The sequence below is a fragment of the Burkholderia sp. YHN3-13 genome, from assembly GCF_055810675.1.
The window spans coordinates 315,413-340,511 of the sequence record NZ_JBVVNQ010000001.1; the positions used below are offsets into that span (position 1 = coordinate 315,413).

25 protein-coding genes are annotated in these 25,099 nt (G+C 68.4%); 3 read left to right on the plus strand and 22 right to left on the minus strand.

Going from position 1 to position 25,099, the window contains the following annotated elements; translation table 11 throughout:
- Nucleotides 1-4: 4 nt before the first annotated feature.
- The 17 genes from AC0KUR_RS01335 to AC0KUR_RS01415 all read right to left on the minus strand — a co-directional run bounded on the left by AC0KUR_RS01335 (nt 5) and on the right by AC0KUR_RS01415 (nt 16,997).
- Nucleotides 5-838, minus strand: coding sequence for an SPOR domain-containing protein (locus AC0KUR_RS01335; protein ID WP_069705038.1), 834 nt, complete (start codon nt 836-838; stop codon nt 5-7).
- Between the two features lie 29 nt (nt 839-867).
- Nucleotides 868-2,178, minus strand: a complete 1,311-nt coding sequence (gene folC / locus AC0KUR_RS01340; RefSeq protein ID WP_473375231.1) for a bifunctional tetrahydrofolate synthase/dihydrofolate synthase — start codon at nt 2,176-2,178, stop codon at nt 868-870.
- Nucleotides 2,179-2,278: 100 nt separating this feature from the next.
- Entirely contained in the window at nt 2,279-3,151 is an 873-nt protein-coding gene (gene accD, locus AC0KUR_RS01345; RefSeq protein WP_006484412.1) for an acetyl-CoA carboxylase, carboxyltransferase subunit beta, read from the minus strand.
- 62 nt (nt 3,152-3,213) lie between these two features.
- On the minus strand, nt 3,214-4,029 hold the full coding sequence (trpA, locus tag AC0KUR_RS01350; RefSeq protein ID WP_034185817.1) for a tryptophan synthase subunit alpha: 816 nt from the start codon (nt 4,027-4,029) through the stop codon (nt 3,214-3,216).
- A gap of 96 nt (nt 4,030-4,125) precedes the next feature.
- Nucleotides 4,126-4,977: a DNA-methyltransferase gene (locus AC0KUR_RS01355; RefSeq protein WP_034185816.1), complete on the minus strand. Its 852-nt coding sequence runs from the start codon at nt 4,975-4,977 to the stop codon at nt 4,126-4,128.
- A gap of 9 nt (nt 4,978-4,986) precedes the next feature.
- Nucleotides 4,987-6,180 (minus strand): tryptophan synthase subunit beta, encoded by a 1,194-nt coding sequence (gene trpB / locus AC0KUR_RS01360; RefSeq protein ID WP_473375232.1) that lies wholly within the window; start codon nt 6,178-6,180, stop codon nt 4,987-4,989.
- Nucleotides 6,181-6,234: 54 nt separating this feature from the next.
- Nucleotides 6,235-6,933, minus strand: a complete 699-nt coding sequence (locus AC0KUR_RS01365) for a phosphoribosylanthranilate isomerase (RefSeq protein ID WP_473375233.1) — start codon at nt 6,931-6,933, stop codon at nt 6,235-6,237.
- Complete coding sequence (gene truA / locus AC0KUR_RS01370; protein WP_175028741.1) at nt 6,930-7,742, minus strand: tRNA pseudouridine(38-40) synthase TruA; 813 nt, start codon at nt 7,740-7,742, stop codon at nt 6,930-6,932. The genes AC0KUR_RS01365 and truA overlap by 4 nt, the downstream gene beginning before the upstream one ends.
- Nucleotides 7,742-9,829, minus strand: coding sequence for a motility hub landmark protein FimV (locus tag AC0KUR_RS01375; protein ID WP_473375234.1), 2,088 nt, complete (start codon nt 9,827-9,829; stop codon nt 7,742-7,744). The genes truA and AC0KUR_RS01375 overlap by 1 nt, the downstream gene beginning before the upstream one ends.
- A gap of 465 nt (nt 9,830-10,294) precedes the next feature.
- On the minus strand, nt 10,295-11,416 hold the full coding sequence (gene asd / locus AC0KUR_RS01380; protein WP_034185812.1) for an aspartate-semialdehyde dehydrogenase: 1,122 nt from the start codon (nt 11,414-11,416) through the stop codon (nt 10,295-10,297).
- Nucleotides 11,417-11,501: 85 nt separating this feature from the next.
- Nucleotides 11,502-11,621 (minus strand): hypothetical protein, encoded by a 120-nt coding sequence (locus tag AC0KUR_RS01385; RefSeq protein WP_006756675.1) that lies wholly within the window; start codon nt 11,619-11,621, stop codon nt 11,502-11,504.
- A gap of 107 nt (nt 11,622-11,728) precedes the next feature.
- Nucleotides 11,729-12,796 carry a 3-isopropylmalate dehydrogenase gene (gene leuB, locus AC0KUR_RS01390; RefSeq protein WP_034185811.1) on the minus strand — a complete coding sequence of 356 codons (1,068 nt, stop codon included), beginning with the start codon at nt 12,794-12,796 and terminating at the stop codon, nt 11,729-11,731.
- Nucleotides 12,797-12,873: 77 nt separating this feature from the next.
- Nucleotides 12,874-13,524 (minus strand): 3-isopropylmalate dehydratase small subunit, encoded by a 651-nt coding sequence (gene leuD, locus AC0KUR_RS01395; protein ID WP_034185810.1) that lies wholly within the window; start codon nt 13,522-13,524, stop codon nt 12,874-12,876.
- 67 nt (nt 13,525-13,591) lie between these two features.
- Nucleotides 13,592-13,738 (minus strand): entericidin A/B family lipoprotein, encoded by a 147-nt coding sequence (locus tag AC0KUR_RS01400; protein ID WP_034185809.1) that lies wholly within the window; start codon nt 13,736-13,738, stop codon nt 13,592-13,594.
- Nucleotides 13,739-13,741: 3 nt separating this feature from the next.
- Nucleotides 13,742-15,151 (minus strand): 3-isopropylmalate dehydratase large subunit, encoded by a 1,410-nt coding sequence (leuC, locus tag AC0KUR_RS01405; RefSeq protein ID WP_034185808.1) that lies wholly within the window; start codon nt 15,149-15,151, stop codon nt 13,742-13,744.
- 233 nt (nt 15,152-15,384) lie between these two features.
- Nucleotides 15,385-16,143, minus strand: coding sequence for a Tat pathway signal protein (locus AC0KUR_RS01410; RefSeq protein WP_473375235.1), 759 nt, complete (start codon nt 16,141-16,143; stop codon nt 15,385-15,387).
- Between the two features lie 32 nt (nt 16,144-16,175).
- On the minus strand, nt 16,176-16,997 hold the full coding sequence (locus AC0KUR_RS01415) for a hypothetical protein (RefSeq protein ID WP_473375236.1): 822 nt from the start codon (nt 16,995-16,997) through the stop codon (nt 16,176-16,178).
- A 367-nt stretch (nt 16,998-17,364) separates the two neighbouring features.
- Between AC0KUR_RS01415 and AC0KUR_RS01420 the strand changes: the two genes are divergently transcribed.
- Nucleotides 17,365-17,694, plus strand: a complete 330-nt coding sequence (locus AC0KUR_RS01420; RefSeq protein WP_473375460.1) for a cupin domain-containing protein — start codon at nt 17,365-17,367, stop codon at nt 17,692-17,694.
- Nucleotides 17,695-17,811: 117 nt separating this feature from the next.
- Nucleotides 17,812-18,537, plus strand: a complete 726-nt coding sequence (locus AC0KUR_RS01425; protein WP_069705034.1) for a glutathione S-transferase — start codon at nt 17,812-17,814, stop codon at nt 18,535-18,537.
- A gap of 9 nt (nt 18,538-18,546) precedes the next feature.
- Here AC0KUR_RS01425 and AC0KUR_RS01430 read toward each other — a convergent pair whose 3' ends face one another.
- From AC0KUR_RS01430 to AC0KUR_RS01450, 5 genes are all read right to left on the minus strand, one after another.
- Nucleotides 18,547-20,244: a flavin monoamine oxidase family protein gene (locus AC0KUR_RS01430; RefSeq protein WP_473375237.1), complete on the minus strand. Its 1,698-nt coding sequence runs from the start codon at nt 20,242-20,244 to the stop codon at nt 18,547-18,549.
- Nucleotides 20,245-20,292: 48 nt separating this feature from the next.
- A complete protein-coding gene (locus AC0KUR_RS01435; RefSeq protein ID WP_473375238.1) occupies nt 20,293-20,775 on the minus strand; it encodes an aromatic-ring-hydroxylating dioxygenase subunit beta in 483 nt (160 codons plus the stop codon).
- A complete protein-coding gene (locus tag AC0KUR_RS01440) occupies nt 20,753-22,099 on the minus strand; it encodes an aromatic ring-hydroxylating dioxygenase subunit alpha (RefSeq protein WP_473375239.1) in 1,347 nt (448 codons plus the stop codon). The genes AC0KUR_RS01435 and AC0KUR_RS01440 overlap by 23 nt, the downstream gene beginning before the upstream one ends.
- Nucleotides 22,100-22,255: 156 nt before the next feature.
- A complete protein-coding gene (locus AC0KUR_RS01445) occupies nt 22,256-22,654 on the minus strand; it encodes a DUF4440 domain-containing protein (RefSeq protein WP_473375240.1) in 399 nt (132 codons plus the stop codon).
- Entirely contained in the window at nt 22,651-24,045 is a 1,395-nt protein-coding gene (locus AC0KUR_RS01450; RefSeq protein ID WP_473375241.1) for an MFS transporter, read from the minus strand. The genes AC0KUR_RS01445 and AC0KUR_RS01450 overlap by 4 nt, the downstream gene beginning before the upstream one ends.
- Before the next feature lie 137 nt (nt 24,046-24,182).
- Here AC0KUR_RS01450 and AC0KUR_RS01455 point away from each other — a divergent pair, with 137 nt between their 5' ends.
- Nucleotides 24,183-25,088: a LysR family transcriptional regulator gene (locus AC0KUR_RS01455; protein ID WP_034185800.1), complete on the plus strand. Its 906-nt coding sequence runs from the start codon at nt 24,183-24,185 to the stop codon at nt 25,086-25,088.
- Nucleotides 25,089-25,099: the final 11 nt, after the last annotated feature.

Here is a 25,099-nt window from a genome sequence, read left to right on the forward strand (position 1 = left end):
CGTGTTACTGCGTCAACCCGGCTTCGCGCACCTTCGCGATCGCGGCGGAGGCCGCCGAGCGATCCGCGAACGGGCCCGCACGCAACAGTGTAGCCGTGCTGCCGTCCGCCTGCTTGCGATGCTCGACATATGCGGGCACGCCCGCCGATTTCAATTTGGTTGCCCACGAACGGGCCGTCGCGTCGTCCTTGAACGAACCGAGCTGCACCGCGAAGCGCGCACCGGCCGGCGATGCCGGCGACGACGCGTCGCCGCTGTCCGGGCTCGCGGCGTCGGCATTCGCGACGGGCGCGGGCTTCGGCGCGGCCGGTTTCGCCGCGGGGGCGGCCGGCTTCGGCGCGGGCTTCGGCGGCGTCACGCTCGCCGTGGTCGTCGTATCGGGTTTCGCGGCCGGCTTGGGCGCGGGCGCCGGTACGGGTGCCGGCGCGGCCGCAACGGCCGTGTCGGATGCCGGCGGTTCGTCATGCGCGACGCCTGCCTGCACGTCGGCCGCATCGTCGTCACGCGGCGCGACCGCCTGGTGCGCGGGCCGGTTCGGGATGTCGATCGCGATGTCGTCCGTGACGGGCTTCGGGTGTGAATCGAGCACCATCGGCAGCACGATCACGGCCGCCACGACGAGCGCGATCGCGCCGACGAGGCGACGGCGCGCGCGTTGCTTTTCTGGAAGGGTCGGATCGAGGAGCAGTGCGTCCGATTCCGGACGCTCGGTGCGGCGCGAGCGGCGCTCGACGCGCTCGGTGGTGCGCTCCGTGCGCACGTTCCGGGAGGTCCCGGTGCGACCGCCGCGCCGCGAGGGCGCGTCGTCGTCTTTTTTGCCGAACGAGAAAATTCCCATGAATGGCTGAGTCCGAAACTGCCCGTCAGTCAGTGTTGCTGCGATTTACGGTAGGCCAGCACGCCGGCAACCGTATGGAAACTGCCGAAAACCACGATTCTATCATTCTCGGATGCTCTTTTTAGTGCATCGCGAAACGCTTCTGCCGGCGACGCGTAACGCGTCACGCTCGAATCGGGCCCCTCCTCCACGCCGGCCTTGCGCAGTGCGGCTTCGAGCTGCTCCGCCGAGGCCGCGCGCGGCAGCGGCAGGTCGGTCACGCACCAGTGGTCGATCTCGCCCTTCAGGTGCTGCAGCACGCCGTCGATGTCCTTGTCGTGCATCGCGCCGAACACCGCATACGTGTACGGGAAGAAGCCCATGTTGCCGAGGTTCTGCTCGAGCACGGCCGCTGCGTGCGGGTTGTGCGCGACGTCGAGCACGATCGCCGGCTTGCCGGGCAACACCTGGAAGCGCCCCGGCAGCTCGACGTTCGCGAGCCCGAGCCGGATGTCCTGCGCGGACACCGGCAGCACCGGGCGCAGCGCCTCCAGCGCGGCGAGCGCGGCCGACGCATTGATCAGCTGATTCGCGCCGCGCAGCGCCGGATACGCGAGCGCCGGATAGCGCTTCTCGCGGCCGAGGTAGCTCCATTGCTGGCGCTCCGCGCCCGCCTGCGCCTCGTAGCGGAAATCGCGGCCGACCAGCCACAGATCGGCGCCGATCGCCTCGGCGTGGTCGATCAGCGTTTGCGGCGCGGCCGGATCGCCGCAGATCGCCGGCTTGCCCGCGCGGAAGATCCCGGCCTTCTCGAACGCGATCTTCTCGCGCGTGTCGCCGAGGTATTCGGTGTGGTCGATGTCGATGCTCGTGACGATCGCGCAATCGGTATCGATGATGTTGACCGCATCGAGCCGGCCGCCGAGGCCGACCTCGAGGATCACCGCATCGAGCCCGCGCGACGCGAACAGGTGCAGGATCGCGAGCGTCGTGAATTCGAAATACGTGAGCGACACGGGCACGGGCAGCGACGTGCGCGCGGCCTCGACGGCCTCGAAATGCGGCAGCAGTTCGTCGTCGGTGACGTTCTGCCCGTTCACGCGGGCGCGCTCGTTGAATTCGAGCAGGTGCGGCGACGTATGGCAGCCGACCTTGTAGCCCGCGCGCACGAGGATCGTCTCGAGGAACGCGCAGGTCGAGCCCTTGCCGTTCGTGCCGCCGACGGTGATGACGGGGCAAGCGAATTCGAGCTGCAGCGCCGCCTTGACCTGCCCGATACGGGTCAGGCCCATGTCGATGCCGACCGGGTGCGCGCGTTCGAGGTGCGAAAGCCACGCGTCGAGAGTGGGAAAAGTGCTCATCGGATCAAATCTGGATCGGTACCGCCACTACGCCAAAAAACGAAGCGCGCCGCCTGACGCTGAAGCCAGGCGACGCGCAGAGTTCACAACCTTGCGCCGGTCAAGCCAGCGCGTCGGCCGGCTGTCGCTGCAGCAGCGCGAGCAACTGCGCGATTTCGTCGCGCATCTTGCGACGGTCGACGATCATGTCGATCGCGCCCGTCTTCAGCAGGAATTCGGCGCGCTGGAAGCCTTCCGGCAGCTTCTCGCGAACCGTCTGCTCGATCACGCGCGGGCCGGCGAAGCCGATCAGCGCCTTGGGCTCGGCGATCACGACGTCGCCGAGGAACGCGAAGCTAGCCGACACGCCGCCCATCGTCGGGTCGGTCAGCACCGAGATGAACGGCAGCTTCGCTTCGGCCAGCTTGGTCAGCATCGCGGTGGTTTTCGCCATCTGCATCAGCGACAGCAGGCTTTCCTGCATCCGTGCGCCGCCCGACGCCGTGAAGCAGATGAACGGCACGTGCTGCTCCAGCGCGTTCTGCGCGCCGCGCGCGAAGCGCTCGCCGACGACCGAACCCATCGAGCCGCCCATGAACGAGAACTCGAAGCAGGCCGCGACGACCGGCAGCGTGTGGATCGCCCCGCCCATCACGACCATCGCGTCGGTCTCGCCCGTCTCGTCCATCGCTTCCTTCAGACGATCGGGGTACTTGCGGCTGTCCTTGAACTTCAGCGTGTCGACCGGCACGATTTCCTGACCGATTTCATAACGGCCTTCCGGATCGAGCAGCCCGTCGAGGCGTTCACGCGCGCCGATGCGCATGTGGTGATCGCACTTCGGGCACACGTGCAGGTTCGCATCCACGTCGTTGCGGTACAGCACGGCCTCGCAGGACGGGCACTTGACCCACAGGCCTTCCGGAATGCCCTTGCGGCTTTTCGGATCGGTCTGCTTGATCTTCGGCGGCAACAGTTTGTCGAGCCAGCTCATCGTATGGTTTCCTGTTCCGTGGCGGGCCGGGCCGACTGGCCCGCCCGCTTCCTGTGTTGTGTTTATCGCGCCGCCTTGCCCGCGCCGTCCAGGGCGGCACGCAGCTCGGCGATGAAGGTCTTCAGCGCGGCGGCGGCGGCGTCCGGCGCAGCGCTCTCGAGCAGCTGCACGAGGCGGCTGCCGATCACGACGGCGTCCGACACTTCGGCCACCGCACGCGCCGTTTCGGCGTCGCGGATCCCGAAGCCGACGCCCACCGGAACCGGCACGCGCGACTTGATGGCCGGGATTTTACCCGCAATGCTCGAAACATCCAGATTTCCCGCGCCGGTCACGCCCTTGAGCGACACGTAATACACGTAGCCGCTCGCGATCTTGCCGACATCGGCGATACGTTCGTCGGTCGACGTGGGCGCCAGCAGGAAGATCGGATCGATCTGCGCGGCACGCATCTTTTCGGCGAATACGCCCGCCTCTTCCGGCGGATAGTCGACCACCAGCACGCCGTCGACACCGGCCGCATGCGCGTCGGCCGCGAACGCGTCGACGCCCATCCGTTCGATCGGGTTCGCATAGCCCATCAGCACGACGGGGGTTTTGGGGTCGGTCTCGCGAAAACGCTTCACGTCGGCGAGCACGCTCTTCAACGTGACGCCGCGCGCGAGCGCGCGCTCCGACGAGCGCTGGATCACGGGGCCGTCGGCCATCGGGTCCGAGAACGGCACGCCGAGCTCGATCACGTCCGCGCCGCCGGCGGCGAGCGCGTGCATGAATTCGACGGTTTTCGCGGGATCGGGGTCGCCGGCCGTGATGAACGGGATCAGGCCCTTACGGCCTTGTTCGGCGAGCGCGGCGAAGGTCTGCTGAATACGGGACATGGCAATTTTCCTGTGTCGATCCGGAGTGGGCGCGTCAGCGCTTGCTCCGGCCCCATACAAAGTATGGCGTTGCGTTCGGCGATGCGGCGGCGCGATTCACGCGCACGCCGGCGCGGCGAGCGCGCTGACGCGCTCGTGCGCGATCGCGCAATAGCTTTCGTTGATCTCGTAGCCGACGAAGTCGCGCCCCTGCCGTGCGCAGGCCACCGCGGTCGTGCCGCTGCCCATGAACGGATCGAGCACGCGGCCGCCCGGCGGGCAGCTCGCGAGCACCATCCGCTCGATGATTTCCAGCGGCTTCTGGGTCGGATGATCGACGCGCTCCGCGTGCTGCCGATGCAGGCGCGAGACCGACCAGACGTCCTTCGGGTTGTAGCCCATCTCCAGCCACTTGCTGCCTTCGAACAGCTTGCGCGAGCGGGCCTTCTTCGTATCGGCGTCGTACGGGATGCGGACCGGATCGAGATCGAAGTAATACGCTTTGGAAACCGCGAAAAAGCCGATGTTGTCGTGCACCGACGTGAAACGGCGCGTCGTGCCGCCCATGCTCGGCACGCGCCGGTCCCAGATGATCTCGTTGACCATCGTGAGCTTCGTCTTCAGGAAACTGAAGATTTCCGGCGCGTACTGCCACGTGCAGAAGATGTACATCGACCCGCTCGGCTTCAGCTTCGGAATCGCGAGCTCGAGCCACTCGCGCGTCCACGCGAGGAAATCGTCGCCCGAACGCTTGTCCGAATCGTTGCCGTAGTCCTTGCCGAGCCCGTACGGCGGATCGGCGACGATCAGGTCGATCGACGCGTCCGGCAGGTGCGCGGCCTCGGTCAGGAAATCGCGGTTATGCAGCTCGATACCGGACGGCAGCGCGCGCGGCGCGGCGGCGGCGGGCTGAACCGCCTCCGCCTCGCTCGCGGCGCCGCCGCCCGGCTCTTCGATCAGGTCACGCATCGGTCGGGGTCAGAGGTCGATGCCCGATCGCTCGGCGACCGTGTGCATGTCCTTGTCGCCGCGGCCCGACAGGTTGACGAGCAGGATCTTGTCCTTCGGCAACGTCGGCGCGAGCTTCACGCCATACGCGATCGCGTGGCTCGACTCGAGCGCGGGGATGATCCCCTCGATCCGGCAGCAGTCGTGGAACGCCTTCAGCGCTTCGTCGTCGGTGATCGGCACGTACTGCGCGCGGCCGCTGTCCTTGAGCCAGGCGTGCTCGGGACCGACGCCCGGATAGTCGAGGCCCGCCGATACCGAATGCGTCTCGATGATCTGGCCATCGTCGTCCTGCAGCAGGTACGTGCGGTTGCCGTGCAGCACGCCCGGGCTGCCGGCGATCAGCGACGCCGCGTGATGGCCCGTGTCGAGGCCGTCGCCGGCCGCTTCGACGCCGATCAGCTGCACCGATTGATCGTCGATGTACGGATAGAAGATCCCCATCGCGTTCGACCCGCCGCCGACGCAGGCGATCACCGCGTCGGGCTGCCGGCCCGCGAGTTCGGGCATCTGCACCTTGCACTCGTCGCCGATCACGCGCTGGAAGTCGCGCACCATCATCGGGTACGGATGCGGGCCCGCGACCGTGCCGATGATGTAGAACGTGCTCTCGATGTTCGTGACCCAGTCGCGCATCGCTTCGTTCAGCGCGTCCTTCAGCGTGCGCGAGCCCGACTCGACCGGCACGACCGTCGCGCCGAGCAGCTTCATCCGGTAGACGTTCGCGGCCTGGCGGCGCACGTCCTCGGCGCCCATGTAGACGATGCACTCCATCCCGAAACGGGCGCAGATCGTCGCGGTTGCGACGCCGTGCTGGCCCGCGCCGGTTTCGGCGATCACGCGCTTCTTGCCCATGCGCTTCGCGAGCAGCGCCTGGCCGATCACGTTGTTGATCTTGTGCGCGCCGGTGTGGTTCAGGTCTTCGCGCTTCAGGTAAAGCTGCGCGCCGCCGAGCATCTCGCTCCAGCGCTGCGCGTGGTAGATCGGCGACGGACGGCCGACGAAATACTTCAGTTCGCGCTCGTATTCGGCGACGAAGTCGGGATCGTTCCGGAATTTTTCATACGCGTCGCGCAGTTCGTCCAGCGCGTGAATCAGCGTCTCGGCGACGAACACGCCGCCATACGGGCCGAAGTGGCCGCGATCGTCAGGAAGGTTGTACATGGTGTCTCTCTCGATCGGTCGGGGCGCCCCGCTTTCGGGGCCGCACCGCTTGCATCACCGGGCGTCCGCTTCGCGCACCGCGCGTACGAACGCCGCCATTCGGGCGTGATCCTTCACGCCCTTTGCGCCCGCCACTTCGATGCCACTCGAGACATCGACAGCAAACGGACGCAGCTGGCGGATCGCATCACCGACGTTTTGCGCGCTCAAGCCACCACTCAAAACGGCCCGATGCGCGAGCTCTGCGGGAATAAGAGACCAATCGAAGACCTTGCCGCTACCGCCGTAATCCGGCACCAGGGTGTCGAACAGGAGGCCGCGCGCTTTCGAATAATGAAGAGCCGATTCTACCAAATCGGACGGCTGCGTCGAGGGGCCGACGCGCACCGCGCGCAACCACGGCAGGCGTGCCGCGCGGCCGAGCGCGTCGCACTGCTCCGGCGTCTCGTCGCCGTGGAACTGCAGCATCGTCAGCGGCACGTCGCGCACGACGGCCTCGATCTCGGTTTCGGTCGCGTTCACGAACAGCCCGACCACCGACACGAACGGCGGCGCGAGGCTCGCCAGCTCGGCCGCCTGCGCGAGGGTCACCGCGCGCGGGCTTTTCGGGTAGAACACGAGGCCGATCGCATCGGCGCCGAGCGCCGCCGCGTGCAGCACGTCCTCGGGGCGCGACAGCCCGCACAGCTTGATGCGCGTGCGCGGCGCCAGGCCGGCGGCGGAAGGCGGGGAAGACACGGCTTGATCCGTCATGATTGAGGGTCCAGATCGGCCCAGACGCTGCTCCACGGCACGCTGCCGAGCTGCGCGGGCGGGACGGCGAATTCCGCCGGGTAGCCGACGTGGGCCAGATACAGCCCGTCGGCCATGAACGTGGGCGCCGCCAGGTTGCGATCGCGCCCGGCCAGCACGTCGGCGAGCCAGTCGGCCGGATAGCGGCCGCGCCCGACCGCGACGAGGCAGCCCATCAGGTTGCGCACCATGTGATGCAGGAACGCGTTCGCGCGGAAGCGGAAATGGATGAAATGCCCCGCGCGCCGCACGTCGATCTGATACAGGTGTTTGACCGGCGTCTTCGACTGGCATTCCGACGACCGGAACGACGAAAAATCGTGCTCGCCGATCAGGTGCGCGGCGGCGGCGCGCATCGCGTCGTCGTCGAGCGGCGTGTGGATCCAGCCCGCACGCCCGGCCAGCATCGGCGAGCGCACGGGATGCACGTACAGCGCGTAGTAATAGGTGCGCTCGAACGCCGAGAAACGCGCGTGGAACGTGTCCGGCATCGGCTTCGCCCATTGCACCGAGATGGTCGGCGGAAGGAACGCGTTGGTGCCGCGCACCCACGAGAACACCTCGCGTTCGAGCCCGGTGTCGAAGTGCACGACCTGCCCGAGCCCGTGCACGCCGGTGTCGGTCCGGCCAGCGACCGTCGTATGCAGCGGCACCCGCGCGAACTCGGCCAGCGCGTGCTCGAGCCGGTCCTGCACGGTCTTGCCGTGTGGCTGCGCCTGCCAGCCGCAGAACGCCGCGCCGTCGTACTGGATGCCCAGTGCGATCCGCATCACGCCTCGTCCGCCAGTTTCGCGAGCAACGCGCGCGCATCGTCGCGCGTCGCGGTGTCGTTCGCGTCGATCACTTCCTGCAGCAGCGTCCGCGCGCCGGACAGGTCGCCCAGTTCGACGTACTCCGACGCGAGATCGAGCTTGTTGCGCGCGATGCGGGCGAGCTCGTCCGCGGTCAGCGCGGGCAGCGCGGCGCCCGGCGCGGACGGGAGGTCGAGATCGAAATCGAGCTTCAGCGCGCCGAACTGCGCGCCGCCGAGCGGCGGCAGCGGCGACAGCGGAGGCGGGCTGCCTGCGTGGCCGGCGGGCGTTGCCGCGTCCGGATCCCAATCGTACTCGTCGTCCTGATCGGCCGGATGTTCCGGGGTCGGATGGCTCACGCCAATCGGCGGATGCGACTCGACTTGACCGTTAGTTGCGATTTCATCGATGTCCGACTGCCCTGCCCGCGCGGACAGCTCGTCCGGCGTCAGCGGTGCGTCCTCCGACGTTCGCGGCGGCAACGGCATGTCGAGGCTGTTCAGCGCGCTGATCGCGTTCTGCATCAGCGTCGCGTGCTGCGCGTCGGCCGCCGAAGGCGCGGCAGGCGTGTCGGCCGGCTTGGCAGCGGCCGTTTCGGCCGGTTCTGCGCCGTGCGCAGCCTGAGCCGGCGCCACCTCGTTCACCGGCGCCACGGCCGCTTGCGCGGGCGGCAATCCGGGCTGCTCGTCATGCGGCTTCGTGGCCTCCGGCGCCGACGGTGCCTCGGCGACAGCCGGCTCGACCGTTTCGGCCGCGGCGGCAGTCGCCGCGGCAAGATACTGATCCGACGCGGCGTCGCGCGCGACCGGCATCTCGGGCAGGATCGGCAACTCGCGGTCGAGCGACGGCGCCGCTTCGGCCTCCGGGGCCGCGGCAGTACCGGCTGCAGCGGCCACCTCACCCGCATCGCCCGTCTCGCGCCCCTTCCTGCGCTTGCGCCATGCAAAGCCGGCCGCGAGCACGATCACGGCCGCGCCGGCCACGGCGGCCGGACGCCAGTCCATCTGCTCGGTACGGCGCGCCGGCGTCGCGACAGGAGCGGCCGATCGCGCAGGCGCCGATGCCGATGCCGATTGCGCCGCGCTGGCGGCGACCGCGGACGCGGCTTCGCTTGCCGCCGGCGCCGCTGCCGACGCACCCGCGTCGTTCGCGGCCGGACGCGGCGCGGCGGGTGCCGGCGCGGGTGCCAGCGCAACGTCGTTCGCGGTGCCCGGCTTGCCGATGCCGTGCTTCTGCAATTCCATCAGCACGCGATTCTTCAGCGCCAGCAACTGCTGCAGGCTCGACGGCCGCGGCTGCGACGCGCCGGTCGCGGGCACCGCACCGGCCGGCTCGCGCGAACCCGAAACCTGGCTGCCCGGCACCGGCTGGACCGCGGCCTCGCTCGCGGGCGACGGCGCGGACTGGATCGCACCGCTCCATACGTGCGGGCCGCTCGCGCCCGCGGCAGGTGCCGCCGGCGGCAGGCTGTCGGCCGTCGACGCACCGTGTGCCGCCGACGCGCCGACCGAAGCCGACGCCCCCACGCCCGTCGCGACGCTCGCGCCGCTCACCGGCGCCGCATGAACGGCCGGCGTGGCCGGCGCCGATTGCACGGCCGACCCGGGATGCGGCGCGGACGCGCCATGCTGCGCTTCCGCCGCCCCGCCCGATGCGGCGGCAGGCGCGGACGCCACTGCCGCGGCCGAGGCAGCGGCGGCACTGGCCGGCGCGAGCGCCGCGCCGGTCGCGTCGAGCGCGGGCACGGTCAGCGTCGCGCCGATTTTCAGGCGGCTCGCGTCGCGCTTCATGAATGCTTGCGGATTGGCGTCGAACAGCGCGCGGCCGGCACGCGCGAGCACGCCGGGATCATGCGATTGCGTGGCCGCTTTCGCGATGTCGTTCAGCGACTGGCCCGGCTGGACCGTCACGGTAAGCGGTACGGCGCCGCCGGCGGCGGACGCCGGCAGTTCGACGGTGCCGACGGCCCAGGCCGATGCGGCTGCGCCGAGCGCCAGGATCGCCAGCGCGCCACGCACGGCGCGCGACAGACGGGACTGACGCGGAAACAAGGAAATTCGGGACATCGTGGGCTCTATCGCCGCGCGCGGGCGCGGCTCGGATTCGCGGTTGAAGGCGTCAATAAAGTTGCCGCAGAAATGCAAAAGCGTCGCGCGGAACGCGACGCTTTCGGCGGGTCTGTGCGTCGTAACCGCGTAGTTTACTTCACGCGATCGCATTCGGGCCGAATTCGTCGCCGGCCGGTGCAACCGGGCGCGTCCGCCCGGCGATCGGGCCATCGCGCCGCCCGGGTCCGCATGCCGCGGCCGGCCGCCGGGCAGATCGAACACAGCCGCATCAATGGATGAAAATCATCGCCGCGCCGGGCAGCCCGCGGACGATCAAGACGCGGCAGGCAGTCGACCAGACGCTGCCGAGCATGCGCCGATCCATTCGCACATGAAAAACGCGCCGCGCCAGCCCCGAACCGGGGGCCGACGCGGCGCGTCATCGCGCGCAGTCCGGCCCGCGGGCCGGACATGCTGACAGGCTTACTTGTCGAGCAGGATGCGCAGCATGCGGCGCAGCGGCTCGGCCGCGCCCCACAGCAGCTGGTCGCCGACCGTGAACGCGGACAGGTATTCGCCGCCCATCGCGAGCTTGCGCAGGCGGCCGACCGGCACCGTCAGCGTGCCCGTGATCTTCGCCGGCGACAGGTCGCGCATCGACGCTTCGCGCTCGTTCGGCACGACCTTCACCCAGTCGTTCGCCGACGCGAGGATGCCGTTGATCTCGTCGAGCGGCACATCCTTCTTCAGCTTGATCGTCAGTGCCTGCGAGTGGCAGCGCATCGCGCCGATCCGCACGCACAGGCCGTCGACCGGGATCGAGCCCGGCTCGCCCATGGCCGGCTTGCCGAGGATCTTGTTGGTTTCCGCGCCGCCCTTCCACTCTTCCTTCGACATCCCGTTGCCGAGATCCTTGTCGATCCACGGAATCAGCGAACCGGCCAGCGGCACGCCGAAGTGGCTCGTCGGCATCGCATCGCTGTTCATCGCGGCCAGCACGCGGCGGTCGATGTCGAGGATCGCCGACGCCGGATCGGCCAGCTGTTCCTGCACCGCGCCGTTCAGCGTGCCCATCTGCGACAGCAGCTCGCGCATGTTCTGCGCGCCCGCGCCCGATGCGGCCTGGTAGGTCATCGCCGTCATCCAGTCGACGAGGTTCTCGCGGAACAGGCCGCCGAGCGCCATCAGCATCAGGCTGACCGTGCAGTTGCCGCCGACGAAGTTCTTCGTGCCCTTGACGAGCGCGTCCTTGATCACGTCGAGGTTGACCGGGTCGAGGATGATGACCGCGTCGTCCTTCATCCGCAGCGACGATGCCGCGTCGATCCAGTAGCCGTTCCAGCCGGCCGCGCGCAGCTTCGGGAACACGTCGTTCGTGTAGTCGCCGCCCTGGCACGTGATGATCACGTCGCACTTCTTCAGCTCGTCGACGTTGGTCGCGTCCTTGAGCGTAGTCTCGTTTTTCGCGAACGACGGCGCCTTGCCGCCCGTGTTGCTGGTGCTGAAAAACACCGGTTCGATCAGGTCGAAATCGCCTTCTTCCTGCATGCGCTGCATCAGGACGCTGCCGACCATGCCGCGCCAACCTACGAGACCTACGTTCATGACTAACCCTTTGCTTTGAATGGAGCTTCCCCGCCATTTCCGTCCCCGCGTGACCGCGCGGGGAAACAGGCGGGCACGACGGCGATCAGCGTTTAATGATCGTTTTCGTGGTAATGGTTTTCGTGATGACGATGGCGCGCGCACCCGCACGGGCAGTGTTGCCGTGGAGTTTCAGGACCGGGGAGATCAGGGAAATCAGCGCCATCGTTCGAGTCTACACAAAGCCGGTGGCCCGCACAACGGCCAACCGGGGGCGAACCGGCCGATTTTCCCGGCCTGTTCGCGCCCTTTCTATATTACTGCCGCGTTGCCTTACAGCGCCGCGACCACCGCATCGCCCATCGCCGCCGTGCCGACCTGCCGGCAGCCCGGCGTGGCGATGTCGCCCGTACGGTAGCCCTGTTCGAGCACCGTTTTCACCGCGCGCTCGATGCGATCGGCCTGCTCCGCGCGATTCAGCGAGTAGCGCAGCAGCATCGCGGCCGACAGGATCGTCGCGAGCGGGTTGGCAATGCCCTTGCCCGCGATGTCCGGCGCCGAACCGTGCGACGGCTCGTACAGGCCCTTGTTGTTCTTGTCGAGCGACGCCGACGGCAGCATGCCGATCGAGCCCGTCAGCATCGACGCCTCATCGGACAGGATGTCGCCGAACATGTTGCCCGTGACGATCACGTCGAACTGCTTCGGCGCCTTCGCGAGCTGCATCGCCGCGTTGTCGACGTACATGTGCGACAGCTCGACGTCCGCGTATTCCTTCGACACGTCGATCATGACGTCGCGCCAGAACTGCGACGTTTCGAGCACGTTCGACTTGTCGACCGACAGCAGCTTCTTCGCGCGCTTGCGGGCGGCCTGGAACGCGACGTGCGCGATGCGGCGCACTTCCGGTTCCGAATAGCGCATCGTGTCGAAGCCTTCGCGTTCGCCGGCGAACGGGCCGTCCGGTGCCGCACGCACGCCGCGCGGCTGGCCGAAGTAGATGTCGCCGTTCAGTTCGCGCACGATCAGGATGTCGAGGCCCGCGACGAGTTCCGGCTTCAGCGGCGAGGCATCGACGAGCTGCGGATAGCAGATCGCCGGGCGGAAGTTCGCGAACAGCTCGAGATGCTTGCGCAGCCCGAGGATCGCCTGCTCGGGGCGCAGCGCGCGCTCGAGCGAGTCGTACTTCCAGTCGCCGACCGCGCCGAACAGGATCGCGTCGGCTTCCTTCGCGAGCGCCAGCGTCGCGTCGGGCAGCGGATGGCCGCTCGCCTCGTAGCCGGCGCCGCCGACCGGCGCCTGTTCGAGTTCGAACTTCTCGTCGAGTGCGTTCAGCACCTTCACGGCTTCCTTGACGATTTCCGGACCGATGCCGTCGCCGGGCAGCACTGCAATCTTCATGCGAAATTCCTGACTGGGTAGGTTGTATGAGGCAGGCCGGCGAACGCGCCGCTGGCGCGCCCGCCCGAAAGGCACGATCAGCCGACCAGCTTGGTGTTGAGCCACGGCTGCTTCACGAGCCGCTCCGCTTCGAACTGGCGGATCTTGTCCGCGTGGCGCAGCGTGAGGCCGATGTCGTCGAAGCCGTTCAGCAGGCAGTACTTGCGGAACGCGGTGATCTCGAACGGATACTCGCGGCCGTCGCCCGAGCGCACGACCTGGGCGTCGAGGTCGATCGTCAGTTGAAAGCCGTTGAACGCCGCCGTCTCGTTGAACAGGTGATCGACCTGCTGCTCGGTCAGCACGATCGGCAGCAGGCCGTTCTTGTAGCAGTTGTTGAAGAAGATGTCCGCGAAGCTCGGCGCGATGATCGCGCGGAAGCCGTACTGCTGCAGCGCCCACGGTGCGTGCTCGCGCGAGCTGCCGCAGCCGAAGTTCTTGCGGGCGAGCAGCACCGATGCGCCCTGGTAGCGCGGCTGGTTCAGCACGAAGTCCGGATTCAGCGGACGCTTCGAGTTGTCCTGGCCCGGCTCGCCGTGATCGAGGTAGCGCCATTCGTCGAACGCGTTCGGACCGAAGCCCGTGCGCTTGATCGACTTCAGGAACTGCTTCGGGATGATCGCGTCGGTGTCGACGTTCTCGCGATCGAGCGGCGCCACGACGCCGGTATGTACAGTGAATTTTTCCATGATCCGTCTATCCGGTTGAAGGGCCGGCACGGGGCCGGCACACATCGACAAATTCTCGGTGGCGGTGTCAGTCCGCGGCGCGCTTGAGCGCGTTGCCCGCGGCGTTGACGTCCTCGCCGAAGCCGCGGACGGTATTGCAGCCCGCGAGGCCGAAGCCCAGCCCCGCCAGCGCCAGCGCGGCAACCAGCCGCGCGATGACCTTCGTTGCCGTCACGCGTTACCCCAGCTGGCGAATGTCGACGAAGTGACCTTCGATCGCCGCGGCTGCCGCCATCGCGGGGCTCACGAGGTGCGTGCGACCGCCCGCGCCCTGCCGGCCCTCGAAGTTGCGGTTCGACGTCGACGCGCAGCGCTCGCCCGGATCGAGCCGGTCGGCGTTCATCGCGAGGCACATCGAACAGCCCGGCTCGCGCCATTCGAAGCCCGCATCGGTGAACACCTTGTCGAGCCCTTCGCGCTCGGCCTGCGCCTTCACGAGGCCCGAACCCGGCACGACCATCGCGAGCCGCACGTTCGATGCGATCCGGCGGTTCAGCTTCTTCACGACATACGCGGCCGCGCGGATATCCTCGATCCGTGCGTTCGTGCACGAGCCGATGAAGATCTTGTCGACCTTGATCGATTCGATCGGCGTGTTCGGCTCGAGCGCCATGTAGGCCAGCGCGCGCTCCATCGCGTCGCGCTTGACCGGATCCTTCTCGCGCTCGGGATCGGGCACGCGACCGTCGATCGACGTGACCATTTCCGGCGACGTGCCCCACGTGACCTGCGGGACGATCTCGGCCGCGTTCAGCTCGACCACGCGGTCGAACTGCGCGCCGTCGTCCGACTTGAACTGGCGCCAGTATTCGACGGCCTGATCCCATTCCGCGCCGGTCGGCACGAACGGCCTGCCCTTCAGGTAATCGATCGTCGTGTCGTCCACCGCGACCATGCCCGCGCGCGCGCCGGCTTCGATCGCCATGTTGCAGACGGTCATGCGGCCTTCCATCGTCAGCGCGCGGATCGTCGAGCCGCCGAATTCGATCGCGTAGCCCGTGCCGCCCGCCGTACCGATCTTGCCGATGATCGCGAGCACTATGTCCTTCGCGGTACAGCCGCGCGGCAGTGCGCCCTCGACCTTCACGAGCATGTTCTTGCTCTTCTTCTGCAGCAGGGTTTGCGTCGCGAGCACGTGCTCGACTTCCGACGTGCCGATGCCGTGCGCGAGCGCGCCGAACGCGCCGTGCGTCGACGTGTGCGAATCGCCGCACACGATCGTCATGCCCGGCAGCGTCGCGCCCTGTTCCGGCCCGATGATGTGGACGATGCCCTGGCGCACGTCGTTCATCTTGAACTGCGTGATGCCGAACGCATCGCAGTTCGCGTCGAGTGTGTCGACCTGCAGCTTCGAGACGGGATCGGCGATGCCGTGACTGCGGTCCGTCGTCGGCACGTTGTGGTCCGACACGGCGAGGTTCGCGCTGATGCGCCACACCGGGCGATGCGTCATCTTCAGCCCTTCGAACGCCTGCGGGCTCGTGACTTCGTGCAGCAGCTGACGGTCGATGTAGAGCAGGGTCGTGCCGTCTTCCTCGGTGTGGACCACGTGGGTGTTCCACAGTTTGTCGTAGAGAGTCTGTGCCATGGGTATGCGGGGTCGTTGTGACTACAAGCCTTGCGGATGAAGTCGATTATGCCACGCAGCGTGCGCCCCGGCTCAGGCCGGGCGCGAAAAAACCCATTAAAAACAGTAGTTTGGCTGGTAGTGCCAATACCTGTATCGGCATTACCCGGCAAAACGGGGCACGCGCGATCCGGCGGGCGGCGATCGCGCGGCCGCATCGCCCGGGTCGCGCGCCGCGCCCCGGGGCTGGCGCATCAGCCGTTCGGGTACGCGCGGTTGATCAGGTCGAGCCGCAGCATCGCGAGCTGCATGCCGGCGTTGCCCAACAGGTAGAGATCGCGCCGCCGCATGGCCGCCATCTGCGCGGACGTGTCGTAGCGCGACGGCAGCGCGAGGCCTGCCGGCACCGCCGCCTGCATCCCCGCCGCAGTCGACACGCGCACGGCGAGCGACGCCTGGTCCTGATGCGTGACGACGCCGACCTTGCCGAGCGCCGCGCTCGCGCCCGCCTGCCTGACGATCGCGGCGGCGACGCCGTCGGGGGTCGATATCGGGCTGCCGGCGGCGACCACGGGCGTCGCGATCGACGTCACGCCGGCCGTGAGCCCGTATGTCGACGCGAGCACGCTCGCGACCTCCTGCTGCGCGAAGATCGGTGCCGCGACCTTCTGCCGAAGCTGGAACACGGCATCGGCAATCGCCTCGTTGACGGGGCCCGGTACGGGTGCGGCGGCCGATGCGCCGGCGCGGCTGCCGAAGCTGTATGCGACGATCGTATCGATGGCGGCCGCCGCGACGCTCGGCGGCGTCCACGAGAAAAACGTGTCGAGCAGATAACCGGTTTCGGCGGCGGCGGTCGCGCGATCGTTCAGTTCGTTCGTCAGCTTGCCGAGCATCTGGCGCTGCAGTTCGGCATCGGTGGCCGGCGCGGCGCTCGCGAACACGGGCGTGACGGCCGCGCACGACGCGGCCAGGACGGAGGTGGAAGCCAGGAAATGGCGACGGGTATGCATGGTCATGAGCGTCGATGGGGGATCGGCGGGCGTCAGCCCTTCGGGTAGGCCTGCATCGTCGCGGTCATCGCGCGCGTCAGCATCTGCGCATACATGTCGTGCACGAGGTAGAGGCTGCGGTTGCGCGTCCACGGCTGGCCCGACTGCGGGTCGTACACCGTCGGCAGCGGCACCTCGGCGACGGCCGCCGCCTTCATGCCCGCCTGTTGCGACGTCTGGATGCAGCGCTTCGCGTGATCGCGATGGCCGACCACCGCGACGGTGCCCATCGCCGCCGCCCCGCCCGCCCGCGACACGGCGACCGCCGCGACGCCCGCGGTACTCAGGTACACGATCGAGCCGTCGTTCGCGATCACCGGTTCGACCGACGACAGCACGTCGGCGCCCATCCCGTATTTCGACACGAGAAACCGCGCGATTTCCCATTGCGCATAGACCTTGACGGGCTTCAGCTGGCGGATGCGGTACACGGCGTCCGCCAGCGCCTCGTTCACGGGCCCCGGATCGGGCAGCGCCGCCTGGTTGCCGCCGGTGCTCGACGTGTTGCCGCTCGACGCGTTCGGACGGTTGCCGAAGCCGTACGCGACGATCGCACCGATCTGCGCGGCGGCCACGGTCGGCAGGTCCCATGTGAAGCCGACGTCGGACATCGCCGGGACGATCGCGTCGACGGTCGCCGCGTCGCCGAGCTGCGCGTTCAGTTTCGCGGACATCTGCGCGGCCAGCGCGCTGTCGGTGATCGGCGCCGACGTGACGTCGTCGCCGCCGCAGGCGCTCAGCAGGGAAGAGGCCGCGACGGCTGGCGCGGCGGCGAGGAATTTTCTTCGGGACGAAGCCGGGGAATGCTGACTCATGTACACGATACGCCATGATGCGAATGACGACCGTGCGTGAGGACAGGCAGGGTCGACGAAATTCGCGGGGTCCAGGGAAAAGGCAATCGGGCAACCGCGCGCGAACCGGCAGCGCGACGTGCCATCGATCGATGCAGCGCGATCCTAGGCGGCGTTGGTTAAATTGCGGTGAAAGTAACGGCCGAATCCGTTCGATCGCCGCGCCGTTTCGCCGATGGACGATCTTGTTTCACCTGCGGCGAGCGAATCGCGCGCCTGTTTCGCCGGTGGAGCGCTCGCGACTGGCGCGGCGTTTCGACATATCGGCACCCGCATTACCATGGCGCAAGCCACGTTCCCTCACGATCCGGACCCGGAGCCCGCCACGATGAAGCTCGGCCTGAACGAATCGCTTGCGCGCCTCGACGACGAAGGCACGCTGTTCACGACGCTGTTTCGCCACGGCACGCGCGATGTCGAGCCGTACCGGCCGCGCGTCGAGGACGGGCAGACGCCGCACACGCGCGACGAGATCGACGTGATCGCGACCGGCACGTCGCGCTTCGTCGTCGACGGGCGCGAATGCGGCGTCGCGGCCGGCGACACGCTGTTCGTCCCCGCCCATGCGGCGCATCGCTTCGTCGGCTTCTCCGACGACTTCTCGACCCGGGTGTTCTTCCACGGCCCGGAAGGCGGCGAGCGCGCACGCGACGCATGATGCCGCGCACGGCGCTTTTCGTTCGATCGCCTAGACTGTCTATTCGCAACGGGCGGCGCGCGGCCGCCCGGTCGTCACGAGGCCGGCGGCAGCCGGTTCAACGAACAGGACAACAGCATGCGATATGAACTCTATTACTGGCCCGAGATCCAGGGCCGCGGCGAGTACGTGCGGCTCGCGCTCGAGGCGGCCGAAGCCGACTATGTCGATGTCGCACGCGAATCGGGGCGCGGGATGGGCGTGTCGGCGATGATGCGCATGATGGACAACACGAAGGCCGAGTGCGTGCCGTTCGCGCCGCCGTTCCTGAAGGCGGGCGACGTGGTCGTCGGGCAGACGGCGAACATCCTGCTGTTTCTCGGCGCGCGGCTCGGGCTCGCGCCCGACGACGAAGCCGGCCGGCTGTGGGTACACCAGCTCCAGCTGACCGTCGCCGACTTCGTCACCGAGATCCACGACACGCATCACCCGATCGCCAGCTGCCTCTACTACGAGGACCAGAAGGCGGAAGCCGCGGAGCGCGCGGCCGACTTCATCGAGAACCGGCTGCCGAAATTCCTCGGCTACTTCGATCGCGTGCTCGGGCAGAATCCGCACGGCAGCGGCTACATCGCGGGCACCGCTCTCAGCTACGCGGACCTGTCGATGTTCCAGCTGATCGAAGGCTTGCGCTATGCGTTTCCGAAGGCGATGAAACGCGCGGAGCGGAAAGTCGCGGCGCTCGTCGCGCTGCACGATCGCGTCGCGCGGCATCCGCCCGTCGCGCGCTATCTCGCGTCGGCGCGCCGCATCCCGTTCAACGACATGGGGATCTTCCGGCACTACCCGGAGCTCGACCGGTAACGGCGCCGTTCAATCGCCATATCGATAGCGGCTGCGCATCGCGTCGAGCGGATTGCCGTCGGCCAGCGTGCCGCCGAGGCTGTGGATCACCGCGCTCGCCGCATTGATCGCGGTCTGCACCGCGCCCTCGATCCAGCCGCCCGTAAACGAACAGCAGCAGCCGGCCAGATAGATCCCGCGGTCCGACGACGGATCCGCCGCCGTCTGGAACTGGTAGAACAGCGCCTGCGAGTGGATGTCCTCGCCCGGGTAGTTCAGCTTGAACGCGCCCAGCGCGTAACGGTCCGACAGCCAGTCGTGACTCGTGACGTTGCGCGCGTAATCGTCGTCGAGCGGGCGCAGATGCGCGGCGAACGCCGGCGACACGACGCCGATCTCGGCCACGAGGCGCTTGAACCGCACGATCTTGTCGGTCAGCGACAGGATCTTGTGCGAATCGTCTTCCCACGTGTAGCTGATCAGCACGACGCCGTGCGCGTCGGGATCGTCCGGCGCGTAGTCGAGGCAGTAGATGCCGCGCGCGAGCGTGTCGGTCTGGATGTTGTGCGGCAGCCCGTGCTTGAGCCAGAACTTGTCGCGGGTCAGCACGAAAAGCTTCGACGAGCTGACCATATGCGTCTCGTTGATCGCGCGGACGACGTCCGGGGCGAACAGGTTCGCGATGCCCGTCATCCCCATGCCGACCTGCATCGCCCGCGTCGTCGTCGCGACGATCACGCGATCGAACACGCGGGTCGCCCCGTCGTCGAGTGCAAGCGCAAGCGTACCGTCGGGCTGCTTCGTCACGCCGCGCACCGCTGCGTGAACGATGCAGTCGCGCACGCGCACGCCGTCGGCGCCGTCGTCCAGCAGCCCCTGCGCGAGCGCGAAGATGCCGGCCGGGATCAGTCGCTGGTCGACCTCGAGCTCATTGACGACGATCCGCAGGATTTCGAGGAACGACGCGCGATAGACCGGCTGGAAGCCGCCCGACCCGATGCCGAGCGTGCCGAACAGGCGCAGGTCCTCGCTCTTGCGCCAGCGAACGCCGCCGGGCGGCGTCGCGCCGGTGAAGATCTTCACGATCGCCGAATAGAACGACTCGTCGCCGAAGCGGTCGATGTACTGCTGCCAGCCGCACCGCGCATCGTCGTAGCGATGCGCGCGCAGCAGCGCCGTCAGTTCGGCCGGCGCCGGTAGCGACGTGCCGTCGTCGAGCCGCACGCCGTCGCGGATGAACGCGCGCCAGCCGCGGTCGACACGCTCGAACAGCGCCGGCGGCGCTTCGCCGGCCGGCCAGCGGTACGCATGGCCCTGATAGTGGATCTCCGTGTCGACGATGCCGGGATCGGGAAACGCCGATGCGCTGTCGACGCCGAACCGGTCCAGGTAGTGATACAGCGCCGCCTGCGACGGCGGAAAGCGCATCGCGCCCATTTCGGCGAGCAGGTGCGGATGCTCGGGATTGATCGACTGCGTCAGCAGGCGTCCGCCGACGCGCGCCCGGTTCGCCTCGAACACGACGACCTGCCGCGCACCGGCGCGCAGCAGTTCGCAGGCCGCGACGAGCCCGCCGACGCCCGCGCCGACGATCGCGATTCGCGCATCGCGCGCGCTTTCGGCCGCCAGCGTACCGACACGGCCGCCGGTACGGGACAGGAAAGCGCCATAGTCGTACAGCGTGTCGATGTACGGTAGCGTGTGCGGCAGGCGTTCAGGGGCGTTCATGGAATCGGGACCAAACCAGGGAAGGAAACCGGCAGCGCGAGCCCGCGCTCACACGGGCAGGTGGATGCTGCCGAGCGGCGCATCGGCGTTGACGAGGTCGACGCGCTTCACGCGGATGCGCAACGCGTCGCCGCTGACCGCGAGTTCGTGCGTGTACCAGCCGGCAAACAGCGTCTGCTCGTCGCGCCGCGCTTCGACGTAATGGAACGGCGTGCGCAACACGTACACGCCGCGCGCCGGGTCGGCACGCTCGACGTGCGGCTGCTGGAGCAGATGATGGCCGCGGCTCGCCGGCTGCTGCGAGAACGTGCGGCGGCCGGCCAGACGCTCGATGCGGATGCGCAGCAGCAGCCGGTCCTCGTCCATCAGCGCGCCGTGCAGCACCGAGTCGGGCTGATCCGGCGACAACGGCATCCAGTAGCGCGCGTCGTCCGCGTAGAGCGCGAGCCACTCTTCGTAGCGCCGCTCGTCGAGCAGACGCGCCTCGCGATACACGAACGCGGCAAGTTCATCGTGGGCAAACGTGCGCATCGGCGGCCTCCTTCGTCGAAGCGGGCGCGATGTAGCGCAGCCACGCGCGGAACTGGTTGCGGATCTGCAGCTCGCTGGTGCCGTTCGTCTCGGCCGTCGCGTGCATGTGCTCGTGCGGATCGAACAGCCGTCCCACATGCACCCAGTCGCGCGATTGCGTGGCGAGGCCACGCTGCGCGCGTTCGTACATCTCGAGATCGTCGTGCGCGACGATCGACGTCGGCGCGTTGATCAGCCGGTTGTAGGCCAGCGTGCGCTCGAACATCGAATCGGGTGCGCCCGCGAGACGGAACGACCACGATTCGACCAGCGTGCGGTCGGCCGCAAGCGGCTTGAACACGCGCAGGATCTGGATCGGCCCCTTCACCATCGCGTTCGGGAACAGCACCGTGTTGTGGCGCACCTCGCCGAGAATGCGGGCCGCGCGCGCTTCGCCGTACGCCGCCGTCATCTTCTCGTGGTAGCCGGGAATCGGCGTATAGCGCGCATGGATCGAATCGGCGGTGCCGGTGTGACCGTGCCCGTTGGGCCACACGCGCAGCCCCATCCGCTCGAAGAACGCATGCGGCTGGATGAACGGCTCCAGCAGTTCCACCGCCATCGGCTTCGCGCCTTCCATGCCGTCACGCTCCCAGACGCGCACGGCCGTGCCGGCCGACGACTCGTGCGCGACCATCGGGTGACAGGTGTCGGTCTGGTTCTCGACCAGCATCTTCCAGTTGCACGCATGCACGTACCGGAACACGCCGCCCGCCACTTCGACGCGCCCTTCCGGCGAGCGGTCGACCAGGTTGTCGAGCGACGACAGCGCTGCGCCGAAATAGTCGTGGAAGCCGACGCCCTCCGGGTTCAGCCGACAGAACACGAACCCACGATGCTCCTGGGTCGCGCCGACCGCCTGCATGCCCTTGCTCGCCTCGCACGATTCGAAGCCGGTCTGGTCGTAGCCGCGCCGCAGCGGAATCGCATGGAGGCTGCCGTCGGTCCGGTAGGACCATGCGTGGTACGGACAGCGAAAGAACGTACCCGTGTTGCCGCACGCGTCGGTCACGAGCTGCGTGCCCTTGTGCGAACACCGGTTGTGCAGCACGCGCACCGATCCGTCGACGTGGCGCACCATCACGACCGGCTCCGCGCCGATCGTCGTCGTCACGTAGTCGCCGGTGTCCGGAATCTGGCTGACGTGGCCGACGTACACCCATGTGTTCGCGAACAGGTGGCGCATCTCCAGTTCGAAGATCCGCGGCGACAGGTAAAGATCCTTGTGCACCTCGGTATCGCGCACGAGCGCCGCCACCCCATCGGTGAACCCGGGCGCCGTCATGCGCACCTCCGGCCGCGCACGCGTTGTTGCCGCGCGCCGTCGCGGCGCGCGGATTCGATTGTTGTTATCGTCATCTCTCAGGTTTCTGCTCGTAGGTGCCGCTCGGACTCCATACGCCCGCCGCCAGGCACGCGGCGGCGGGCGCGGCGGCGACGGTCAGCCCGTCACCGGTGTTTCATGCAGGCGCAGCCAGCCGATGCGGCCGTTCGCGTCGCGCTCGAATACGACGGTCGAACGGCGCACGGTGCGCCGCCCCGCTCCGTCGACCTGCGTCTCGCGATAGGCAATCACCGTGCCGCCCTGCCACGTGCTCACTTCGTGCAGTTCGTCGATCGCGATCCGCAGCCCGGGACGCGCGCCGTGGCCGCGCGAGAACAGGACGTCGATATCCGCGAAATCCAGCGCATGCCCCTGCAGCGAAATCATCGAGAAACGCCGCGAGAAACGCGCGATCAGCGGTGCGAGCGCGTCGCGTGACGCGTGGCCGGACAGCCATTGCTCGATGTCGACGTGCGCGTCGACCACTTCCTGGAAAAACGGGTTGGACGGATTCATTTCGACACTTGCGTACGTTGGGAAACCGGTCGCGCGGCAGGCGCGCGGTGCAGGGCGAGGCGCGCGACGAACGGCAGCGGCAGCAGCGTCAGCAACGCGGCCAGACCGAAGCACTGCTGGTAAGACAGCCGCGCGTCGTCGCCCTGCGTCGACAGCAGGAAATTCAGCGCGCTGCCCAGCACGGCGACGCCGAGGCAGAAGCTCAACTGCCGGTTGATGTTCCACAGCGCGCTCGCGTCGCCCATCCGCGCGGCGGTAACGTCGAGGAACGCCGCGCTTTGCGACGTGCTCGTGCACATGCTGGCGCCGAGCCCCATCGCGACGAAAGCCAGCACGCGCCCGGCCTCGAAACCAGCGAGCGGTGTCGCGAGCAGCACGATGCCGATCGCGTCGATCGCGATCCCGCCGATGAACAGCGGCTTCGCGCCCCACTTCGGAAAACAGCGCCGCGTCGTCGCGATCGCGACGAACGACGCGATCGCCCACGGCACCATCAGCGCGCCCGTATGCGTCGCGCTGAGCCCGAGCGCGTTCTGCAGGTACAGCGCCGCGACCAGGTTCACGCCGGTGAACACGCCCGGCACGCACAGATAGACGATCAAGCCGATCCGCAGCAGCGGCTGCGCGACGAGGCGCAGGTCGAGCAGCGGGGCCGCCGCGCGCCGCGCATGCGCGACGTACGCGCCACCGGCGACCAGCGCGACCGACAGCGGCGCGATCGCCAGGCGGCCGCCCCCCGGCTGGCCCGCGAACGTCAGGCCGAGCAGCAGCGCGACCAGCGCCACGGCGCTCAACGCGAGGCCGCGGGCATCGAGCGCCGGCGGACGTTCGCCCGCTGCGTCCGGCGGCAGCCACGCGAACGCGAGCACGCTGGTCGCGGCGGCCAGCGGCACCATGCCGAAGAAGATCGCCCGCCACGACGCGCGATCGACGATCACGCCGCCGAGCGCCGGCGACAAGGCGGGCACGAGCAGCGCGACCATCATCACGATCGACGTCAGGTGGGCACGTGCATCCGGCGGATACGCGCGATAGGCCATCGTCTGCCCGACCGGGATCAGCAACCCGCCGCCGAGCCCCTGGATCAGGCGCCACGCGAGCAGCGCGCCGATCGACGCCGACAGGCCGACACCGACGCTGCCGAGCGCGAACAGCACCAGCGACGCGATCAGCAGCCGGCGCTCGCCGAAACGCCGCGCCAGCCAGGTGCCGAGCGGGATCACGACGGTCAGCCCGAGCACGTACATGTTGCCGATCCACGCCAGCTGCGCGACCGATGCGTGCAGCTCGCGCTGGATCGTCGGATACGCGGCGTTGATGACGAACATGTTGGCGAGGTCGATCGCGAACCCGAGCAGGTAGACGGCGGCGATTTTCGAGCGATCGGTCATGTGGCGGAAGACGAACGAAACGCCGCAGTGTAAGGTTCGACGCGCGCGTCGATAAGACCGTCCGGACGGCAAGACTGGTCGAAAAATTTTGACAATCAGGGCAACATGTCGGTTTTCCGGAAAGCAGCCGACACGCCATGGTGAGTCTCGATCGTTTCGCCGTCTTCCGCGCCGTCGTGGAAGCGGGGTCGTTTACGGCCGCCGCCGCCCAGTTGAATCAGGCCCGGGCCGCGGTCAGCTTCAACATCAAGCAGCTCGAAGCCGAACTCGGCGTCACGCTGTTCACGCGCACGACGCGGCGCGTCGAGCTGACCGACGCGGGCGAGCGCTTCCATGCGCGCTGCCTGCGCGTGCTGGAGGAAGCCGAGAGCGCGATCGACGACGCCCGCAGCGAGCACGGCGGGATGCACGGCGTGCTGCGCGTGACGTCGACGGTCGAGTACGGGACGATGGTGGTCGCGCCCGCGCTGCATGCGTTCATGCAGCGCCATCCCGCGCTGCGCGTGCGGCTCGAGACGCATGCGGCGCAGGTCGACCTGGTGCGGGAGCGCGTCGACGTCGCGATTCGCCTCGGGCGCCTCGAGCAGTTCCAGGACCTGCCCTACCGCGGCGCGTGCCTGGCGACCTACGAAGTGCGGCCCGTGATCGCGCCGTCGCTGCTCGCCGCCGCGGGCCTGTCCCGCATCGACTCGCCCGACGTGCTCGCGCGCCTGCCACAGCTCGGGCATACGCGGCTCGAGCGCATCGCCACCTGGACGCTCACGGACCGCGACGGCAACCCGCATGCCTTCCGGCCCGGCGCCAAGCCGCGCGTCGTCGTCGACAACGCGTCGGTGCTGCGCGTGCTCGCGCGCCAGGGCAGCGGCGTCGCGCTGCTGCCCGAATGGCTCGTGCGCGACGACCTCGCGTGCGGTGCGCTGGTCGACGCACTGCCCGACTACCGGTTTCCGCCGCAGGCCGTCTACGCGTTGTATCCGTCGACCACGCACGTGCCGCAAAAGGTGCGCGCGTGGGTCGACTTCATGAAGGCCTATCTGGCCTGAACGCGACCGCG

Bases quoted from the DNA above. Each gene is read 5' to 3' on its own strand.
- AC0KUR_RS01385 (WP_006756675.1), bottom strand. From the start codon at position 11,621: ATGGCGCTGATTTCCCTGATCTCCCCGGTCCTGAAACTCCACGGCAAC.
- AC0KUR_RS01455 (WP_034185800.1), top strand. From the start codon at position 24,183: ATGGTGAGTCTCGATCGTTTCGCCGTCTTCCGCGCCGTCGTGGAAGCG.
- AC0KUR_RS01435 (WP_473375238.1), bottom strand. From the start codon at position 20,775: ATGCGCACGTTTGCCCACGATGAACTTGCCGCGTTCGTGTATCGCGAG.
- leuB (WP_034185811.1), bottom strand. From the start codon at position 12,796: ATGAAGATTGCAGTGCTGCCCGGCGACGGCATCGGTCCGGAAATCGTC.
- asd (WP_034185812.1), bottom strand. From the start codon at position 11,416: ATGAACGTAGGTCTCGTAGGTTGGCGCGGCATGGTCGGCAGCGTCCTG.
- AC0KUR_RS01335 (WP_069705038.1), bottom strand. From the start codon at position 838: ATGGGAATTTTCTCGTTCGGCAAAAAAGACGACGACGCGCCCTCGCGG.
- AC0KUR_RS01375 (WP_473375234.1), bottom strand. From the start codon at position 9,829: ATGTCCCGAATTTCCTTGTTTCCGCGTCAGTCCCGTCTGTCGCGCGCC.
- AC0KUR_RS01420 (WP_473375460.1), top strand. From the start codon at position 17,365: ATGAAGCTCGGCCTGAACGAATCGCTTGCGCGCCTCGACGACGAAGGC.
- AC0KUR_RS01365 (WP_473375233.1), bottom strand. From the start codon at position 6,933: ATGACGGATCAAGCCGTGTCTTCCCCGCCTTCCGCCGCCGGCCTGGCG.
- trpB (WP_473375232.1), bottom strand. From the start codon at position 6,180: ATGTACAACCTTCCTGACGATCGCGGCCACTTCGGCCCGTATGGCGGC.
- AC0KUR_RS01450 (WP_473375241.1), bottom strand. From the start codon at position 24,045: ATGACCGATCGCTCGAAAATCGCCGCCGTCTACCTGCTCGGGTTCGCG.
- AC0KUR_RS01355 (WP_034185816.1), bottom strand. From the start codon at position 4,977: ATGCGTGACCTGATCGAAGAGCCGGGCGGCGGCGCCGCGAGCGAGGCG.
- trpA (WP_034185817.1), bottom strand. From the start codon at position 4,029: ATGTCCCGTATTCAGCAGACCTTCGCCGCGCTCGCCGAACAAGGCCGT.
- leuD (WP_034185810.1), bottom strand. From the start codon at position 13,524: ATGGAAAAATTCACTGTACATACCGGCGTCGTGGCGCCGCTCGATCGC.
- accD (WP_006484412.1), bottom strand. From the start codon at position 3,151: ATGAGCTGGCTCGACAAACTGTTGCCGCCGAAGATCAAGCAGACCGAT.
- AC0KUR_RS01440 (WP_473375239.1), bottom strand. From the start codon at position 22,099: ATGACGGCGCCCGGGTTCACCGATGGGGTGGCGGCGCTCGTGCGCGAT.
- AC0KUR_RS01425 (WP_069705034.1), top strand. From the start codon at position 17,812: ATGCGATATGAACTCTATTACTGGCCCGAGATCCAGGGCCGCGGCGAG.
- AC0KUR_RS01410 (WP_473375235.1), bottom strand. From the start codon at position 16,143: ATGCATACCCGTCGCCATTTCCTGGCTTCCACCTCCGTCCTGGCCGCG.
- AC0KUR_RS01430 (WP_473375237.1), bottom strand. From the start codon at position 20,244: ATGAACGCCCCTGAACGCCTGCCGCACACGCTACCGTACATCGACACG.
- truA (WP_175028741.1), bottom strand. From the start codon at position 7,742: ATGCGGATCGCACTGGGCATCCAGTACGACGGCGCGGCGTTCTGCGGC.
- leuC (WP_034185808.1), bottom strand. From the start codon at position 15,151: ATGGCACAGACTCTCTACGACAAACTGTGGAACACCCACGTGGTCCAC.
- AC0KUR_RS01415 (WP_473375236.1), bottom strand. From the start codon at position 16,997: ATGAGTCAGCATTCCCCGGCTTCGTCCCGAAGAAAATTCCTCGCCGCC.
- folC (WP_473375231.1), bottom strand. From the start codon at position 2,178: ATGAGCACTTTTCCCACTCTCGACGCGTGGCTTTCGCACCTCGAACGC.
- AC0KUR_RS01445 (WP_473375240.1), bottom strand. From the start codon at position 22,654: ATGAATCCGTCCAACCCGTTTTTCCAGGAAGTGGTCGACGCGCACGTC.